Genomic DNA, 16,885 nt, shown 5'->3' with positions numbered 1-16,885 from the left:
CTCAGGCGCGACGGCGGAAACGCACCCGCGCTCGCTGCGGACGCAGGGAAAACCAGCCGCGCGGCGCCAGGTCGCCGTCGTGCATGATCTCCCAGTGCTCGACCCAGTAGGCCAGCGCCGCCGCCAGATCGATCATCGCCATCGCGGTGCCGGGGCAGGCGCGGTCACCGAGGCCGAAGGGGAAGTAGGCGCCACGCGGCCAGCGCGCCGGTTCGAGGAAGCGCTCGGGACGGAACTCCAGCGGCGCCTCGAACCAACGGGGATCGCGCTGGGTGATCCAGCTCGAGACCATGGTCACGTCGCCGCGCTTCAGCCGCTGGCCGAACACCTCGATGTCCGCCGTCACCTGCCGCGGCGCCAGGCCGTAGGCCGGCGGGTACAGGCGCAGGCACTCCTGCAGGACCGCCCTGAGCAGCGCGCAATCGCGCAGGTCGGCGACCGAGCGGATCGCCGTCCAATTCACTCCCGCCAGCTCGGCGCGTAGCCGCGCGAGCAACTCGGGACGCTGGGCCAGCAGCAACAGGCTCCAGGTCAGGGTCACGCCGGTGGACTGGTGGGACGCCATGAGCAGGGTGCAGAGTTCATCGCGCAGGTCCGCCAGCGGCCGCGGCGAGCGCTCCGCCACCTCACCCACCGCCTCGCGCAACTGGCCCAGCGCCCAGCGCTTGCGCGGACACAGTTTGCTCGGAAACCAGTGGCCCAGCGGCAGGCCGGTGCTCATTTCCAGCAATGCCACCCGCGACAGCAGGCGCACCGCCTTGGCGATCCGATAGGCCGACGGTTGCAGGTCGACGTCGAACAGCGCGTGACCGCTGAGGGTGACGCTGAACGCAGCCATTTCCAGGTCGAGGTCGTATTCGCGCCCCTCCTCCACCCGCTCGCCCCACTCCGCGGCCAGGCGGCGAACCTCGCTGGCCGGCGGCGGCGCCAGGTGCGGCCGTACCTCCTTGCGCCGGGCCTGGGCGGGGGCGCCCTCGCGCATCATGAAGCTGCGCCCGTTCCACTGTTTCAGCATGCACAGCGCCGGCTGCCAGCGTTGCAGGTCATCGCGGCGATCGACCATCAATTCCTGCACCGCCTGCGGATGGAACAGGCACCAGAGGCGCTGCGGGCCCATGCGGGCGACCGCGAGGTCCGGCTGCGCGACGTGCATCTTCTGCAACCAGGCCAGCGGATCGCGCTGCATCTCCAGCCAGTGGCGGGCGCCGGCACGCCCGTCGTTGGCCCAGGGCAGGTGCGCCAGGCGCCGGCGAATCGGACAATCGATGGTCTGCTGCATGCTCGCCGCCTCCCTGCGGTGTCGACACTCAGCCCTTGCCCAGGGCCTTCTTCGGGTAGATGTCGTAGCGGCTGGACTTGCCTTCCAGGCTATAGCCGGGCTTGGGCCCTTCGATGATCGGCGCCTTGCGCGGGCGCTTCACCACCACCCGGTGGCTGGCCAGGGCCAGGGCCGCCTGCAACAGCGCCGGAGCGTCGAGATCGTCGCCCACCAGCGGCCGGAACAGACGCATTTCCTTCTTCACCAATGCGCTCTTGTCGCGATGGGGAAACATCGGGTCGAGGTAGACCACCTGCGGCGCCTCGCCGTCCCAGGCGCGCATCAGGTCCGCCGAGTTGCCGCCGAGCAGACGCATCCGCGCGGCGATCGGCGCCACGTCGGGATCGCGCCCGGCGCGCTCCAGGCCATCCTCGAGCAGGGCGGCGATCAGCGGCTGGCGCTCGACCAGGGTTACCTCGCAACCCAGGCTGGCGAGGACGAACCCATCCCGGCCCAGGCCGGCCGTGGCATCCAGGACGCGCGGGCGGATGCCTGGCTGGACGCCGACTGCCTTGGCGATCATCTGCCCGCTGCCGCCGCCGAACTTGCGCCGGTGGGCGCTGGCGCCTTCGACGAAATCGACCCGCACCGGACCGGGGGAGTCCGCCCCCAGTTGCAAGACCTGCAAGCCCTGCTCGCCGACCTGCACGGCGAACTCCGCCTCGTCGTCCGCCGCCAACGGCAGGCCAAGTCGCTCCGCCCAGCGCCGCGCAGCCTCGGCGCAAGCGGCGGACAGGGCTTGGACATGCAGGCGAGGAGCGGTGGAATCGGTCATGGTCGGGCAATCGTCGTGGAAAGCGCGGATTTTGCCAGAGTTGGCCCGCGCGCGCTCACCGGCAGACCTTCCATAGGCCCATGTCGAGGTGGAAGTGATCCCGGTGGGCGGCATTGTAGTCGGGCCCCAGCACCGCATTGAAACTGGCGCAGGCGCCGTCCCGCACGCGGCGCAGGAAGCGCCCGTCGGCGCCCTGGTCGGCCCAGTCCGTGGCCAGGCGGATTCGCCTCCCGCCGGCCAGGCGGAAACCGCTGATGTCCAGGGCATTGGCCGAAGCATGCTGGCTGCGCCGGCCGTTCTCGCGGTTGTAGACGTTGCGGCAGGCGAAGCTGCCGATATGCTCGACCCGCGTCGCCGGCTGGCCATAGATATCCAGGGCTGCCGGTTGCAGCACGTGCCGCTCGAACAATGCATAGCTCACTGCCAACGGGCAACTGGCGAGAAAGCTGCTGCTCAACTCCAATGCCGCCCCACGCACGCGCAGGCTGTTGCTCAACGGGCAGGTAGCCGATGGCGGATCGTCGGCGACCCGCTGGTAGCGCAGTTGCGAGGTGGCCAGGGCGGCGTCGCAGAGGCTCCGGTCGTCGGCCAGCCGCCATAGTTTATAGCGGGTCAGCAGGTTCGGCGGTTCGCGCACGTCCAGCGGCAGCCAGGGATTCCAGCGCGCCGGCAGATCGAGCCACTGGTAGCGCAGGGCGCCGACGGCCCCCGCCAGCAGCAGCAATGGCAGCAACCAGGCCAGGCGGCGCACGGGTTCAGCGGAACAGGTCGTTGATACGGTCGAAAGGCATCGCCGCACGGGTCGCTTCCAGGTCGCGCCGCGCCAGCGCCTGCGCCGCCTCATGGAAAGCGCCGAAGGCGACCCGGGCAAGGTTCGAGCCCAGGCTCACGCGCTTGACGCCGAGGGCTTCCAGCTCGTCCAGCGACAGCTCCAGGCGCGGCGAACCGACCAGTACGTTGACCGGCTTCGGTGCCACCGCTTCGAGCACCGCGACGATCTGTTCGCGGCGGTTCAAGCCAGGCGCGTAGAGCACATCGGCGCCGGCATCGGCATAGGCGCGCAGGCGCCGCAGGGTGTCGTCGAGATCCTCGCGACCATGCAGGAAATTCTCCGCGCGGGCGCAGAGGGTGAATGGGAATGGCAACGCACGGGCCGCCTCGACCGCGGCAGCGACCCGCTCCAGCGCGGCGGAGAACTCATAGATGGGCTGTCCGGCGCGCCCGCTGGCATCCTCGATGGAACCACCGACCAGGCCGGCCTCGGCGGCCAGGCGGATGGTCGTGGCGCAGTCTTGCGGAGCATCGCCGTAGCCGTTTTCCAGGTCGGCGGCGACCGGCAGATCGGTGGCGGCGACGATCGCCCGGGCGTTTTCCAGCGCCTCGGTCCGGCTCACCGCGCCTTCCGCATCGCGCCGGCCCAGAGAGAACGCCAGGCCGGCGCTGGTAGTGGCAAGGGCGTCGAAGCCGAGGCTGGCGAGCATCTTCGCCGAACCGGCATCCCAGGGATTGGGCAGGACCAGCATGCCGGGCCCCTGGTGCAGGTCGCGGAAACGTTCGGCGCGTTGGCGTTGGCTGGTCATGACGGCGGGCTCCGTGGCGGGGAAAGGACTCCCTAGCCTAGGCGCAGGCCGGCGGAGCGTCGAGCGCCGCGCTCAGAGCAGGCCCAGTTGCTCCACTTCCGGGGCCGGGATCGGCTCGGGTAGCGCCGGCAAGCCTGGCAGGCGCTGGCCCAGCAGCGCATGGAAACGCTGGGCCTGCTGGGCCGCCAGGTGATTGTCGGGGGTATGCAGGAATACGTATGGAGTCAGGCCGGCCTCGATCCAGTCGGCCACCTTGTCGACCCAGGGCAAAAGGAACACCTCGTTGGCCGGCAGGTCGGGACCGCCGATGAAACGCACCTGTGGCGTATCGCTGAAGGCCGCCGGACGGATCGGCAGGCGCGGCTTCTTCGACTGGGCGTGGAGCACCGCCGGATCGTCCGAACGGCAACTGAACAGCGCCCGCGAATCCAGGCAGATGCGCTCCACGCCACGCTCGCGCAGGTGGCGGTTGAGCAGGCGCTCGTCCTCGCCTTTGTCGAAGAACGCCGGGTGGCGTACTTCCACGGCAATCCGTCGCGGACTCAGCTCATCGAGGAAATACAGCAGTTCGCCCAGGCGCTGCGGGGTGAACGCCGCCGACAGTTGCAGCCACAGCGGGCTGACCCTTTCGCCAAGCGGCGCCAGCAGTTCGAGGAAGTCGTCGGCGGCCCCGAGCCGTTCGCGCAGGTCGCCTTCGTGACTGATATCGCGGGGAAACTTGGCACAGAAGCGGAACCCCGCCGGCATCGTCTCGGCCCAGCGCCGCACGGTTTCCGCCGAAGGCCGGGCATAGAAGGTGGTATTGCCCTCGACCGCGTTGAAGATGCCGCCGTAGTGTCCGAGGTAGTCGGCGGAACGCAATTCGCGCGGATAGAAGCTGCCGCGCCAGGCCGCCTCGTTCCAGGATGGACAACCGAGGAAATAAGGAAGGGAAACCACGGGAGCGCGCGGAGCCGCTCAGGCGTAGAGGTCGAGGCCGAGAACATCCTCGGCGCCGGCGTCGATGTTGAGGCTGGCGGTGGAGTTGTAGCTGGCCAGGGCCATCGCCGCATGGCTGCTTACCGGGCGCTGGAACGCCAGCAGGTCGCGGGCGCTCACCGGCAGGCTGTCGCCGCCCGCCGAACTGGCCTGGACCTTGCGCGCCTGCGGCGCCTGCTCGAAGCCCTGGCTGCCGGAAACCGGCGCCGGCTGCTCGCGCCGCGCCTCGACCTCGCGCTGCACGTCGCGATACGGCGTGACCGCCGAGCCCGGTCGGGCGCTGCGCTCCAGCGGCAACGAAGAGGAAGAAAGTCCGTCGATACGCATGATCAAAACCCGGGGAAGTCTCCACACTCTAGCCAGCCCCGAAAGGCTTGGCAATTACCGCTGCGCGGCATTTTCAGGGCGCTTTTTTCGGCGTCGCCACGTTGTCGCGCAGGTACACCGGCAGCGCCTGTTCCGCCTCCACGCCTTCGCCGCGCGCCCAGGCGAAGCCGGCCAGGCTGAGCAAGTCCTCGGCATGCGGCAGCAGGCTCGCGTCCAGCGCGGCCGGGCGCTGCGGCATGCGCTCGACGTAGCCCCAGCCGGTGCCGGCGCCGAACCAATCCGCGGCAGCGGCGTCCCACGGTACGGCGACCCGCTCGGGCGGCAGTACCGCTTCGCTGCCGGCCAGGCGCATCTCGCCCTGTTGCAACTGGTAGCAACCCCAGTAGACCTCGTCCATCCGCGCGTCGATGGCCGCGGCGACCCGCTCCGCACCCTGCTCGCGGTAGGCCCGCTGGGCCAGGATCGCCAGGTCGGAGACCGCCAGTACCGGGCGCTGCAGGGCGAAGGCCAGACCCTGGACCACGCCGATGGCGATGCGCACGCCGGTGAAGGCGCCCGGACCGCGCCCGAAAGCGATGGCGTCCACTGCGGACAGAGCGACGCCGGCCTCGTCGAGCAGGTCGCGGACCATCGGCAGCAGGCGCTGGGCGTGCAGGCGCGGGATCACCTCGTAGTGACTGAGCGCCCGCCCCTCGTGGAGCAGGGCGACGGAGCAGGCTTCGGTGGAGGTATCCAGGGCCAACAGAGTGGACATCGACGGTTCCGCGTGGTGAAAAAGACGCCGATTGTACCAGCCTTCTCCGCCCCGGAAACGCCGACGGCCCGCAAGCGGGCCGTCGGTGCTACAGCGCTGCGGATCAGCTCAGGGCCGAAAGCACTTTCGCGGTGATCTGCTCGACCGAGCCGACGCCGGCGATGCTGTGGTATTTCGGGGTGCCTTCGGCGGCCGACAGCTTCTGGTAGAAGTCGACCAGCGGCTTGGTCTGCGAATGGTAGACCGACAGGCGGTGACGCACGGTCTCTTCCTTGTCGTCCTCGCGCTGGATCAGCTCTTCGCCGGTAACGTCGTCCTTGCCGGCGACCTTCGGCGGGTTGTGCTCGGTGTGGTACACGCGGCCGGAGGCCGGGTGCACGCGACGACCGGCGATACGCGACACGATCTCCTCGTCGTCGACGGCGATCTCGACCACATGGTCGATGGTCACGCCGGCGTCCTTCAGCGCTTCGGCTTGCGGGATGGTCCGCGGGAAGCCGTCGAACAGGAAGCCCTTGGCGCAATCGGCCTCGGTGATGCGTTCCTTGATCAGGGCGATGATGATGTCGTCGGATACCAGGCCGCCGCTGTCCATCACGCCTTTCACCTGCTGGCCGAGCGGGCTGCCGGCCTTGACTGCGGCGCGCAGCATGTCGCCGGTGGAGATCTGCGGAATGCCGAACTTCTCGGTGATGAACCGTGCCTGGGTGCCTTTGCCGGCACCGGGTGCCCCGAGCAGAATCACACGCATCGATATGCTCCTTAGAATTGGTAAGCGAAAGTCTGGATCCGCCTCGTGGGGCCAATCTCGTATTTGCAGGAAACGGCACTGTATGGCGCCGAAAAGGCTGTCCAAGATACACAGCGCCCCCCCACCGCACAAGACACCGAAAGTTGCCCCCCGCCTTCCCTCATCCGGTGTTGCGCAGTCCGGCGGCGACCCCCGCGACCGTCACCAGCAGCGCCTGCTCCAGGCCGCCGCAGGCGTCGCCCCGGCAGCGCCGCGAACGGGCCAGAAGCTCAGCCTGGAGCAGGTGCAGCGGGTCTAGATAGCTGTTGCGCACGCTGATCGACTCGCGGGTCTCGCTGGCGTGGGCGAGCAGCAGCGACTGCCCGGTCAGTCCCAGCACCACGCGCACCGCCTGCGACAATAGGTCGCGTAAACGACGCCCCAGCGGACGCAGCTCGAGCGGCACTAGACGTTCGTCGTAGAGCCGCGCGATATCCGCGTCGGCCTTGGCCAGGACCATTTCCAGCATGTCGATGCGGGTGGTGAAGAACGGCCATTGCTCGCGCATCTGCCCGAGCAGCGCGCCCTCGCCACGCTCGATGGCGTTCAGCAAGGCGGTCTCCCAGCCAAGCCATGCCGGCAGCATCAGGCGCGTCTGGGTCCAGGCGAAGATCCAGGGAATCGCCCGCAGGCTCTCCACCCCGCCTTCGCGGCGCTTGGCCGGGCGGCTGCCCAGCGGCAGACGGCCCAGTTCCTGCTCGGGCGTGGCCAGGCGGAAATACTCGACGAACTGCGGATCGTCGCGCACCACCCTGCGGTAGGCCAGCAGCGCGTCCTTCGCCAGGCGGTCCATCTGCGCGCGCCAGGCCGGCTCGGGAGCCGGCGGCGGCATCAGGGTCGCCTCCAGCACTGCGGCGAGGTAGAGATTGAGGTTCTGTTCGGCGATGTCCGGCAAGCCGAACTTGAAGCGGATCATCTCGCCCTGTTCGGTGACCCGGAAGCGCCCGGCCACCGAACCCGGTGGCTGCGACAGGATCGCCGCGTGGGCCGGCCCGCCGCCGCGGCCGACGGTGCCGCCGCGGCCATGGAAGAGCAGCAGCTCGACCTCGTGCTGGCGGCAGATCTCCACCAGTTTCTCCTGCGCCCGGTACTGCGCCCAGGCCGCCGTGAGAGTACCAGCGTCCTTGGCCGAATCGGAGTAGCCGATCATCACTTCCTGCACCCCGGAGAGCCGCGAACGGTAGCCCGGCAGCGTCAGCAGGCGCTCCATGCAGGGGCCGGCGTTGTCCAGGTCGTCGAGGGTCTCGAACAGCGGCACCACGCGCATCGGCCAGTCGACGCCGCTTTCCTTGAGCAGTAGTTGCACTGCCAGCACGTCGGACGGCTGGCCGGCCATCGAGATCACGTAGGAACCCAGCGACGCCGGTGGCGCGGCGGCGATCGCCCGACAGGTGGCGAGCACCTCGGCGGTATCCGCCGAAGGCTGGTAGTGCGCCGGCAGCAGGGGGCGGCGGCTGTTCAGTTCCTCGAGAAGGAATTCCAGGCGGGTCTTCTCGTCCCACTCGTCGTAGCTGCCCAGCTCCAGGTACTCGGTGATCTCGCTCAGCGCGGCGGCATGGCGGACCGAGTCCTGGCGCACGTCCAGGCGTACCAGGAACAGGCCGAAGGTGGCGGCGCGGCGCAGGCAGTCGAGCAACGCGCCATCGGCGATCACGCCCATGCCGCAGGCGTGCAGCGACTCGTGGCACAGTTGCAGCGGCTCGACCAGGTCGCGGTTGTGCTCCAGGACGCCCTCCGCGGCCGGCACCTCGCCGGCCAGGGCCTGGTGGGTCCAGTTGCGGGTCACGCGCAGGCGCTCGCGCAATTGCTTGAGCAGGGCGCGATAGGGCTCGGCGCTATCGCCGACCCGCGCCAGCAGCTGCGGCGAGGCCTGCTGCATGGACAGCTCGGCGGCCAGTCGGTCGATATCGCGCAGGTACAGGTCGGCGGCCATCCAGCGCGCCAGCAGCAGGACCTCGCGGGTCACGCTGGCGGTGACGTTGGGATTGCCGTCGCGGTCGCCCCCCATCCAGGACGCGAAGCGCAGCGGCGCGGCGGTCAGCGGCAGGCGTTCGCCGGTGCTGCGCAGGAGTACCTCGTCGACATGCCGAAGGACGTTCGGCAAGGCCTGCCAGAGAGAATGCTCGATCACCGCGAAGCCCCATTTCGCCTCGTCCACCGGGGTCGGCCGGACCTTGCGGATCTCGTCGGTATGCCAGGCCTCGGCCACCAGCCGCTGCAGGCGCTGCTGGATGCGACTGCGCTCCTCCGGCAGCAGGTCGGCATGGTCCTTGGCCGCCAGCTGCGCGGTGATCGCATCGTATTTCTGGATCAGCGTGCGCCGCGCCACTTCGGTGGGATGGGCGGTCAGCACCAGTTCGATCTCCAGCCCGGCGAGCTGGCGAGCCAGTTGCCCGGGGGCATGCCCGGCGTCCTTGAGACGCCCCAGCAGCTCTTCCAGCACCAGGTTCTCGAAGGGTTCCGGCTCGTTCGGCCGGCGCCGGCGGATACGATGGTATTGCTCGGCGATATTGGCCAGGTTGAGGAACTGGTTGAAAGCCCGTGCCACCGGCAGCAGTTCGTCTTCCTCGAGCCCGTCGAGGGTGGCGGTGAGCTGCTGGGCGCCCTCCGCGGAACCGCGGCGGGCAGCCTTGGCGCCCTTGCGGATCAGCTCGATCTTGTCGAGGAACCGCGGGCCGTACTGCTCGCGGATGGTGTCGCCGAGCAATTCGCCCAGTTGGTGGACGTCCTCGCGCAGGCGCGCATCGATTTCCGGCATGACCTGTCTCCACTGCGGGTGGGAAACCAGCTTGGCTCAGGCGCCCCCGCGCTTACAAGCCCGCAGGGTGCCAGTACGGCGCCGCCGGGCCGGAAGCGAGGCTGCCGGCGCCGATCGGGTCTAGTCTGAAGGAAGTGCCCGCACCGAGGCACGGCCCCACGAGGGCCCCCCAGCACGCCCGCCACGACCGGGCTGAAGAGGTCAGCATGAAGATCCGTGAGCTTGTCCGCCATTGGGAACACACCGCCAAGGGCCGCATGGCCCGCAACCACTACAGCATCCCGCTGGACGTCGAAAGCGCCGCGCGCCTCGCCGCACTGCACGAGATGTATCCGCGGCGCAGCGTCGAGGAACTACTGGGCGAGCTGGTCGGCGCCGCCCTGGAAGAACTGGAGGCGAGCTTTCCCTACGTGAAGGGGAGTCAGGTGGTGGCCACCGACGAACAGGGCGATCCGCTCTATGAGGATGTCGGCCCTACCCCACGCTTCCTGTCGCTCTCGCGCAAGTACCTGCACGAACTGGTCGCGCAACAAGACACCTCCAGTCACTGAGCGCGACTTCAGCCATGCCGGCGGTGCACGCCGGGAACGTGCATGTGCCCGGCCTCGGCGCATTCCTCGGGGATAGGCGACAGCGGCGCGGGCTGCTCCAGTTCGCGGAGGATGCCGCAGGCCTGGCTGTTGCCGGCGACCGTACAGCGTGAGCCGAGATCCTGCAGTTGCTCGCGCAATGCCTGGAGTTCGGCGATGCGCACCTCGACGTGATGCAGGTGCTCGTCGATCAGCCGGTTGGCGGTGCCGCAATCCGCCTCGGGACGGTCGCGCAACGCCAGCAGGGTACGGATTTCCTCCTGGGTCATGTCCAGCGAGCGGCAGTGACGGATGAACGACAGGCGCTCGACATGCGCCAGGGTGTATTGCCGATAGTTGCCTTCGCTACGCGCGGGCTCGGGCAACAGGCCTTCGCGCTCGTAGTAGCGGATGGTCTCCACCGGGCAACCGGTTCTCTTCGCCAGCTCACCGATCTTCATGCCAACCCTCCTCCAATCGCCGACGCGGCTACCCGAATTGGCAGTACCGCTTGACTCTGTAGTTGCTACAGGGTGTGCAATCGCACCCAACACGTCAAACGGGAATTGTTTCCATGAGCCACGAACACGCCGACACTTGCTGTCACGGTCACGGTCACGGACATGATCATGGGCACCGCCACGCGCCTCGCCCGGCGGTGGCCGCCATCGGAACCCTGGCCGGCAACGCCGAGTTGCGCTGGAGCGACCTGCGCATCGAAGCGATGGACTGCCCGACCGAGGAACGCCTGATCCGCGACGCCCTTGGTCGCCAGCCGGCAGTGGAGTCGCTGGAATTCAACCTGATGCAGCGCCTGCTGCGCGTCCAGCATCGCTTCGACAGCGTCGAGCCGCTGCAGAAGCTGATCGCCGGCCTCGGCATGCAGGCGGTGCCGCTGGATGCCGGCGAAAATACCGACGGCCCCTCGCAAGCGCCGGCGAAGCCCTGGTGGCCGCTGGCCCTGGCCGGCGCGATGGCGCTGGCCTCGGAGATCGTCGAATGGTTCGGCCTGGCGCCGGACTGGGTGGTCGCCGGCCTCGCCCTGCTGGCCATCCTCGGCGCCGGCCTGCCGACCTACCGCAAGGGCTGGATCGCCCTGAAGAACCGCAACCTGAACATCAACGCCCTGATGAGTATCGCCGTGACCGGCGCCGTGCTCATCGGCCAGTGGCCGGAAGCGGCGATGGTCAGCGTGCTGTTCGCCATCGCCGAGTTGATCGAGGCGAAGTCCCTGGATCGCGCGCGCAACGCCATCCGCGGCCTGCTGCAACTGGCTCCGGAACAAGCCACCGTGCTGGTCGGCGGCGAATGGAAGGAGCTGCCGGCCAAGCAAGTGGAACTGGAAGCCACCGTGCGCGTGAAGCCCGGCGAACGCATCGCCCTCGACGGCGAGGTGACCAGCGGCCGCTCCAGCGTCAACCAGGCGCCGATCACCGGCGAAAGCCTGCCGGTGGAGAAGGAGGTCGGCGAGCCGGTGTTCGCCGGCAGCATCAACGGCGAGGGCGCGCTGGAGTACCGCGTCACCCGCCGCGCCGACGACAGCACCCTGGCCCGGATCATCCACGCCGTGGAGGAAGCCCAGGGTTCCCGCGCACCGACCCAGCGTTTCGTCGACAGTTTCGCCCGCGTCTACACCCCGGTGGTATTCCTCATCGCCCTCGCCACCGCGGTGCTGCCGCCGCTGCTGTTCGGCGGCGCCTGGCTGGACTGGATCTACCGCGCCCTGGTGCTGCTGGTGATCGCCTGTCCCTGCGCGCTGGTGATCTCCACCCCGGTGACCATCGTCAGCGGCCTTTCCGCCGCGGCGCGCCTGGGCATCCTGATCAAGGGCGGGGTGTTCCTCGAACTCGGGCGCAAGCTGTCCTGGGTCGCCCTCGACAAGACCGGCACCATCACCCATGGCAAACCGCAACAGACCGACTACCTGCCGATCGCGGAGGCTGACGGGACGGATGCGCGCCTGCTCGCCGCCAGCCTGGCCGCGCGTTCCGACCACCCGGTATCGCGCGCCGTGGCCAACGCAGCGGAAGAGGACGGCCTTGCCCTGGGCGTGGTCGAGGACCTCGCCGCCCTGCCGGGACGAGGCGTCAGCGGACGCATCGACGGCGTCCTCTACCACCTCGGCAACCATCGCCTGGTGGAGGAACTGGGCCTCTGCTCGCCGGCCCTGGAAGAGCGCCTGGACGCCCTGGAGCGCCAGGGCAAGACGGTCATCGCGCTGTGCGATCCGCAGCGCGTGCGGGCCCTCTTCGCCGTCGCCGACGGGGTCAAGGACAGCAGCCGCGAGGCGATCCGCGAGCTGCACGCGCTGGACGTGAAGACCCTGATGCTCACCGGCGACAACCCGCACACCGCAGCCGCCATCGCTGCCCAGGTAGGCATCGACGCAGCTCGCGGCAACCTCCTGCCGGAAGACAAGCTGCGTGAAGTGGAAGCGCGCCAGGCCGACGGCTCGCGGGTCGGCATGGTCGGCGACGGGATCAACGACGCGCCGGCCCTGGCCCGCGCCGACATCGGCTTCGCCATGGGCGCGGCGGGCACCGACACGGCCATCGAGACCGCCGGCGTCGCGCTGATGGACGACGACCTGCGCAAGTTGCCGCAATTCGTCCGGCTGTCGCGCACCACCCACGCGATCCTGGTCCAGAACATCACCCTGGCCCTGGGCATCAAGGCGGTGTTCCTCGCCCTTACCCTGGCCGGCGAAGGCACCCTGTGGATGGCGGTATTCGCCGACATGGGCGCCAGCCTGCTGGTGGTGTTCAACGGTCTGCGACTGTTGCGCAAGCGTTTCTGAAAGGCCCCACTGGCCTCCTCCAGCCCCACTCAGGTGGGGCTTTTTTCTGCCCGAGTGTTCCGTCCTGGAGCGCTGCGGCAGTTGTGCGTTTCGTGGACTAGAGCCCTGTAGGACGGGCCTTAGTGAGCAGAGGTGGCGTTCTGCGACCACGCCGGAAGCCGACTGTTCAGTCAGAAAATTTCAGATTTTTTTTTGAACCCCTGAACCAGCGGGGGAGTCACTAAAAGTACATGGCCAATCGCCAAGCCCCTGAAACAGAGGCCTGGCAGAGGCTTGCTCAGTGAGCAGGAAGAAAAGACCGGAGGGCCGGAAACGCGCCCACGGTAATGGCCAGAGATGAAAGCCAAGGAATCAGCATCCCTGTCAGAGGAAATTTCCCATGGAGCAAAAAGCGATGAGCAAGCAACACACCGGTTCCCTGCGTGGCCTCAAGCTGGCCCTGCTGGCCGTAGGCAGCAGCCTGGTCCTGGCCGGCTGCGCCGGCAACCCGCCGACCGAGCAGTTCGCCGTGACCGAGTCCGCGGTGAATAACGCGGTAAGCGCCGGCGGCCCGGAATATGCCCCGGTCGAGATGAAGTCCGCCCAGGACAAGCTGAGCCAGGCGCGCATCGCCATGAACGACAAGGAATACGACCAGGCCAAGCGCCTGGCGCAGCAGGCCGAGTGGGACGCCCGGGTCGCCGAGCGCAAGACCCAGGCCGCCAAGGCGCAGAAAGCCGTGAAGGATGCCCAGCAGGGCGTCATGGAACTGCGTGAGGAAGGCATGCGCGATACGCAGCACTAAGCCGGATTCCGCCCTTCTTTCGTCGATTCGTGATTAAGGATGACCCCTATGCGTAAGTACATTGCCCTCCCCGCCGTATCCCTGCTGGCCCTGGCGCTGGCCGCCTGCTCCACGCCGCCGAACGCCAACCTGGAACAGGCCCGCAGCAACTTCTCCGCGCTGCAGTCGCAGCCCGACGCGACCAAGGTCGCGGCCCTGGAAACCAAGGACGCCGGCGACTGGCTGGCCAAGGCCGACAAGGCCTACCAGGATGGCGAAGACCAGCGCGACGTGGACCAACTGGCCTACCTGACCAACCAGCGCATCGAACTGGCCAAGCAGACCATCGTCCTGCGCAATGCCGAGGCGCAGTTGCAGAACGCCTCCGCCCAGCGCGCCCAGGCCCGCCTCGACGCGCGCACCGCGCAACTGGACAAGCTGCGTAGCCAACTGAATGCCAAGCAGACCTCGCGCGGCACCATGGTGACCTTCGGCGACGTGCTGTTCGATCTCGACAAGTCCGACCTGAAGCCCGGCGCCATGCGCAACATCCAGCAACTGGCCGAGTTCCTCCAGCAGAACCCGGAGCGCCAGGTGATCGTAGAGGGCTACACCGATAGCACCGGTTCCGCCAACTACAACCAGCGCCTGTCCGAGCGTCGTGCCGACTCGGTGCGCATGGCCCTGCTCAGCCGCGGCATCAGCCCGGAACGCGTAGCCACCCGTGGCTACGGCAAGGAATATCCGGTGGCCAGCAACGGCACCAGCTCCGGCCGTGCCATGAACCGTCGGGTGGAAGTCACCATTTCCAACGACGCCAAGCCGGTCGCGCCACGCTCCTCCGTCAGCGGCTGATAAGCCCTACGGAAGCCCAAAAGCCCCGCCATCCGGCGGGGCTTTTTCATGGGCGGGGCTTGAGCTTTCCAGGTATCAGCGGGCCACAGGCCGCTCGCCGAGCAAGCGCTGGTAGCGCTCGGCCATCGAGCTATCGAAGGCAACCAGGACGATTTCCTCCAGGCTGCTGTGCGCCGGGCGTTGCCGGCAGACCTCTTCGACGGCGATGGCCGCGGCCTGCTCCAAGGGATAGCCGTAGATGCCGCAGCTGATGGCGGGGAACGCGACGCTGGCCGCCCCGGCCTGCTCGGCCAGGGCCAGGCTGCGCCGGTAGCAGCTGGCCAGCAGCTCCGCTTCGCCGTTGTCGCCGCCGCGCCAGACCGGGCCGACGGTGTGGATCACGTGGGCCGCCGGCAGACGGAACCCACGGGTGATCTTCGCCTCGCCGGTCTTGCAACCGTGCAGCAGGCGGCAGGCCGCCACCAGTTCGGCACCGGCGGCGCGGTGGATGGCGCCGTCGACACCGCCCCCACCGAGCAGCGAGGAGTTCGCCGCGTTGACGATGGCATCCACCGCAAGACGGGTGATGTCCCCCTGCCAGACGCGGACCTCGGTCATTTCACTTCCTGCGGGACTTCCTGTCCGGCGCAGCGCACGGCGTGCTTCCTGTTGTCCACCAGCACGCCGGAAAGGCCCTTCTGCTCGGTGTCGAACAGCACCAGGACGCCATCGATGCACTGCGCGACCTGCTTGGCCGGCTCCAGGGACAGCTTCACATCTTCGCCGGGCAGGCTCTTCAGCATGGTGAAGTCGGCCAGCAACAGGGCGTCCTGCGGCTTGGCGAAATGCAGGTAGCCGTAGTACCAGAGCACGCCGACGGTGACGAAGATGGTACCGATGCCGGTCAGGATGCAGGGGAGTACGTTACGGTCGCTCATGGATTGCCTTCGGGTTTCGCGGATTCGCGGTTCGGGATTTCGGCCAGCCGGCGCAGGCCGGTGAAGCCATGGGGATCGTCGAGGAAGCGCAGCATCACTTCCTGCCAGGTCGCTTCGGCGAAGGTCTGCACGTGGCCGCCTCGGGTCAGTTGCAGGACCTTCGGCGGCCGCGCCTGGCGGTACAGGGCGATGCCGTTCTCGAGGGGCACAATGGTATCGTCGATACTGTGAAAGAACAGCATGGGTGCGCCAGAAAGCCGCGCCACCGAATGGATGGCGCTGTCGTCGTCGGGCACCAGCCAGGACAGCGGCACCTGCAGCGGCCAGGTCAGCCAGGAACCGTCCAGCATGTGCCGGGCTATGCCGCGGTAGCTCGCCGGTACCCCGTCGAACACCAGCGCCTTGAACTGGCCCTGGCGCTGCGGATGCTCGACCAGGTAGTGGATCGCCAGCGCGCCGCCGAGACTCTGCCCCAGCAGCACGCGCTCGGTGCCCTTCACCTCCGGCGCCTGGTCGAGCCAGGCGAACGCCGCGTCGATGTCGCGGTAGACCTCCGGCAGTCCCGGCTCGCCCTCCGACTGGCCGTAGCCGCGATAGTCGAGCATCAGCACCTGGTAGCCCTCGGCGGGCAGCCACCAGGTGCCGCCGAGGTGCCAGGACAGGTTGCCGCCGTTGCCGTGCAGGTAGAGCACGGTGCCTTTCACCGGCACGCCTTTCTTCGCCGGCAGCCACCAGGCGCGCAGGCGCACGCCGTCGGCGGTGGTCAGGGTGACGTCGCGGTACTCCAGCCCGGCGCGCGCCGGGGTGATCTGCACCACCGGCTCGGGATAGAACAGCAGCGAACTGCAACCACCGAGGAACAGCGCGCCGAGTACCAGCAGCGGGATCAGCAGGCGCTTCATCCGTTGTTGGTCCTTACCTCTTCGCGGGCGCGAAAGGTGGCGTCGTAGATGCGCCCGGCCAGGCGCGAGAACGGCAGGCTCTGCAGCCAGACGGTGCCGCTGCCCTTGAGGGTGGTCAGCAGCAATCCTTCGCCGCCGAACAGCATGCTCTTCAGGCCGCCGGCCAGTTGTACGTCGTAATCGATGCCGTCGGTGAAGGCCACCAGGCAACCGGTGTCGACCCGCAGCGTCTCGCCATTCAACTGGCGGCGGATCAGCGTGCCGCCGGCGTGGACGAAGACCAGGCCATCGCCCTCGAGCTTCTGCAGGATGAAGCCCTCGCCGCCGAAGAAACCGGCGCCCAGGCGCTTGGTGAAGGCGATGCCGACCCGGGTGCCATAGGCTGCGCAGAGGAACGAGTCCTTCTGGCAGAACAGGCGCCCGCCGACATCGTCCAGGTCCACCGCCACCACGCTGCCCGGATAGGGCGCGGCAAAGGCCACGTGCTGCTTGCCCTGGCCTTCGTTGGTGAAGTGGGTCATGAACACCGACTCGCCACCGAGCTTGCGCTTGCCGGCGCTCCACAGCTTGCCCAGCAGGCTGCCGTCGGAGCCGTCGCCCATCCGCGCGGTGAAGCGGATGTCGCCGGTCATGTAGTTCATCGCCCCGGCCTCGGCGATCACGGTTTCCCCGGGGTCGAGTTCGATCTCCACGGTCTGCATGGATTCGCCGAGGATGCGGTAGTCGAGTTCGTGGCTGGCCATCGCCGTTCTCCTTGCTTGCCGGCCGACCGCCCGCGCGCACCGGGAAAGACCGGCACGGC

Annotated in this window: 18 protein-coding genes; 4 read left to right on the top strand and 14 right to left on the bottom strand. The window is 68.5% G+C overall.

What is annotated here, in order from left to right; genetic code table 11:
- Position 1: 1 nt before the first annotated feature.
- The 9 genes from HMPREF2924_RS30045 to ppc all read right to left on the bottom strand — a co-directional run bounded on the left by HMPREF2924_RS30045 (position 2) and on the right by ppc (position 9,280).
- On the bottom strand, positions 2-1,279 hold the full coding sequence (locus HMPREF2924_RS30045; protein ID WP_003129907.1) for a cytochrome P450: 1,278 nt from the start codon (positions 1,277-1,279) through the stop codon (positions 2-4).
- Between the two features lie 28 nt (positions 1,280-1,307).
- Positions 1,308-2,093, bottom strand: a complete 786-nt coding sequence (locus HMPREF2924_RS30040) for a class I SAM-dependent methyltransferase (RefSeq protein ID WP_003129905.1) — start codon at positions 2,091-2,093, stop codon at positions 1,308-1,310.
- A gap of 55 nt (positions 2,094-2,148) precedes the next feature.
- A complete protein-coding gene (locus tag HMPREF2924_RS30035; RefSeq protein WP_003129904.1) occupies positions 2,149-2,844 on the bottom strand; it encodes an extensin-like domain-containing protein in 696 nt (231 codons plus the stop codon).
- Between the two features lie 4 nt (positions 2,845-2,848).
- A complete protein-coding gene (locus HMPREF2924_RS30030) occupies positions 2,849-3,673 on the bottom strand; it encodes an isocitrate lyase/PEP mutase family protein (protein ID WP_003129903.1) in 825 nt (274 codons plus the stop codon).
- A gap of 72 nt (positions 3,674-3,745) precedes the next feature.
- Positions 3,746-4,612, bottom strand: a complete 867-nt coding sequence (locus HMPREF2924_RS30025) for a DUF72 domain-containing protein (RefSeq protein ID WP_003129902.1) — start codon at positions 4,610-4,612, stop codon at positions 3,746-3,748.
- 18 nt (positions 4,613-4,630) lie between these two features.
- A complete protein-coding gene (locus tag HMPREF2924_RS30020) occupies positions 4,631-4,978 on the bottom strand; it encodes a hypothetical protein (RefSeq protein ID WP_003098661.1) in 348 nt (115 codons plus the stop codon).
- 73 nt (positions 4,979-5,051) lie between these two features.
- Complete coding sequence (gene tsaB / locus HMPREF2924_RS30015; protein WP_003092483.1) at positions 5,052-5,732, bottom strand: tRNA (adenosine(37)-N6)-threonylcarbamoyltransferase complex dimerization subunit type 1 TsaB; 681 nt, start codon at positions 5,730-5,732, stop codon at positions 5,052-5,054.
- Between the two features lie 103 nt (positions 5,733-5,835).
- Positions 5,836-6,483, bottom strand: a complete 648-nt coding sequence (gene adk, locus HMPREF2924_RS30010; RefSeq protein ID WP_003092485.1) for an adenylate kinase — start codon at positions 6,481-6,483, stop codon at positions 5,836-5,838.
- Positions 6,484-6,643: 160 nt separating this feature from the next.
- On the bottom strand, positions 6,644-9,280 hold the full coding sequence (gene ppc, locus HMPREF2924_RS30005; RefSeq protein WP_003129901.1) for a phosphoenolpyruvate carboxylase: 2,637 nt from the start codon (positions 9,278-9,280) through the stop codon (positions 6,644-6,646).
- A 206-nt stretch (positions 9,281-9,486) separates the two neighbouring features.
- Between ppc and HMPREF2924_RS30000 the strand changes: the two genes are divergently transcribed.
- A complete protein-coding gene (locus tag HMPREF2924_RS30000) occupies positions 9,487-9,831 on the top strand; it encodes a hypothetical protein (protein WP_003092488.1) in 345 nt (114 codons plus the stop codon).
- An 8-nt stretch (positions 9,832-9,839) separates the two neighbouring features.
- Here HMPREF2924_RS30000 and cadR read toward each other — a convergent pair whose 3' ends face one another.
- A complete protein-coding gene (cadR, locus tag HMPREF2924_RS29995) occupies positions 9,840-10,310 on the bottom strand; it encodes a Cd(II)/Pb(II)-responsive transcriptional regulator (protein WP_003092490.1) in 471 nt (156 codons plus the stop codon).
- Positions 10,311-10,423: 113 nt separating this feature from the next.
- Here cadR and HMPREF2924_RS29990 point away from each other — a divergent pair, with 113 nt between their 5' ends.
- From HMPREF2924_RS29990 to HMPREF2924_RS29980, 3 genes are all read left to right on the top strand, one after another.
- Entirely contained in the window at positions 10,424-12,646 is a 2,223-nt protein-coding gene (locus HMPREF2924_RS29990; RefSeq protein WP_003092492.1) for a heavy metal translocating P-type ATPase, read from the top strand.
- A gap of 379 nt (positions 12,647-13,025) precedes the next feature.
- Positions 13,026-13,430 carry a DUF4398 domain-containing protein gene (locus tag HMPREF2924_RS29985; RefSeq protein WP_003092495.1) on the top strand — a complete coding sequence of 135 codons (405 nt, stop codon included), beginning with the start codon at positions 13,026-13,028 and terminating at the stop codon, positions 13,428-13,430.
- Between the two features lie 48 nt (positions 13,431-13,478).
- Positions 13,479-14,264 (top strand): lipotoxin F family OmpA-related lipoprotein LptF, encoded by a 786-nt coding sequence (locus HMPREF2924_RS29980; protein ID WP_003092499.1) that lies wholly within the window; start codon positions 13,479-13,481, stop codon positions 14,262-14,264.
- Positions 14,265-14,339: 75 nt separating this feature from the next.
- Here HMPREF2924_RS29980 and HMPREF2924_RS29975 read toward each other — a convergent pair whose 3' ends face one another.
- The 4 genes from HMPREF2924_RS29975 to HMPREF2924_RS29960 are packed head-to-tail and all read right to left on the bottom strand — an operon-like array spanning position 14,340 to position 16,826.
- Positions 14,340-14,861 (bottom strand): O-acetyl-ADP-ribose deacetylase, encoded by a 522-nt coding sequence (locus HMPREF2924_RS29975; RefSeq protein ID WP_003092502.1) that lies wholly within the window; start codon positions 14,859-14,861, stop codon positions 14,340-14,342.
- A complete protein-coding gene (locus tag HMPREF2924_RS29970) occupies positions 14,858-15,181 on the bottom strand; it encodes a PA3694 family proteiin (RefSeq protein ID WP_003092509.1) in 324 nt (107 codons plus the stop codon). The genes HMPREF2924_RS29975 and HMPREF2924_RS29970 overlap by 4 nt, the downstream gene beginning before the upstream one ends.
- On the bottom strand, positions 15,178-16,083 hold the full coding sequence (locus HMPREF2924_RS29965) for an alpha/beta hydrolase (RefSeq protein WP_003110625.1): 906 nt from the start codon (positions 16,081-16,083) through the stop codon (positions 15,178-15,180). Before HMPREF2924_RS29965 ends, HMPREF2924_RS29970 begins: the two co-directional genes overlap by 4 nt.
- Entirely contained in the window at positions 16,080-16,826 is a 747-nt protein-coding gene (locus HMPREF2924_RS29960; RefSeq protein WP_003113847.1) for a TIGR00266 family protein, read from the bottom strand. Before HMPREF2924_RS29960 ends, HMPREF2924_RS29965 begins: the two co-directional genes overlap by 4 nt.
- Positions 16,827-16,885 lie beyond the last annotated feature (59 nt).

This window comes from Pseudomonas sp. HMSC063H08, assembly GCF_001813645.1.
In the GTDB taxonomy this organism is placed as follows: domain Bacteria; phylum Pseudomonadota; class Gammaproteobacteria; order Pseudomonadales; family Pseudomonadaceae; genus Pseudomonas; species Pseudomonas aeruginosa.
Note: the sequence above shows the minus strand (reverse complement) of the source record. Positions and strands in the feature narration are given on the sequence as shown.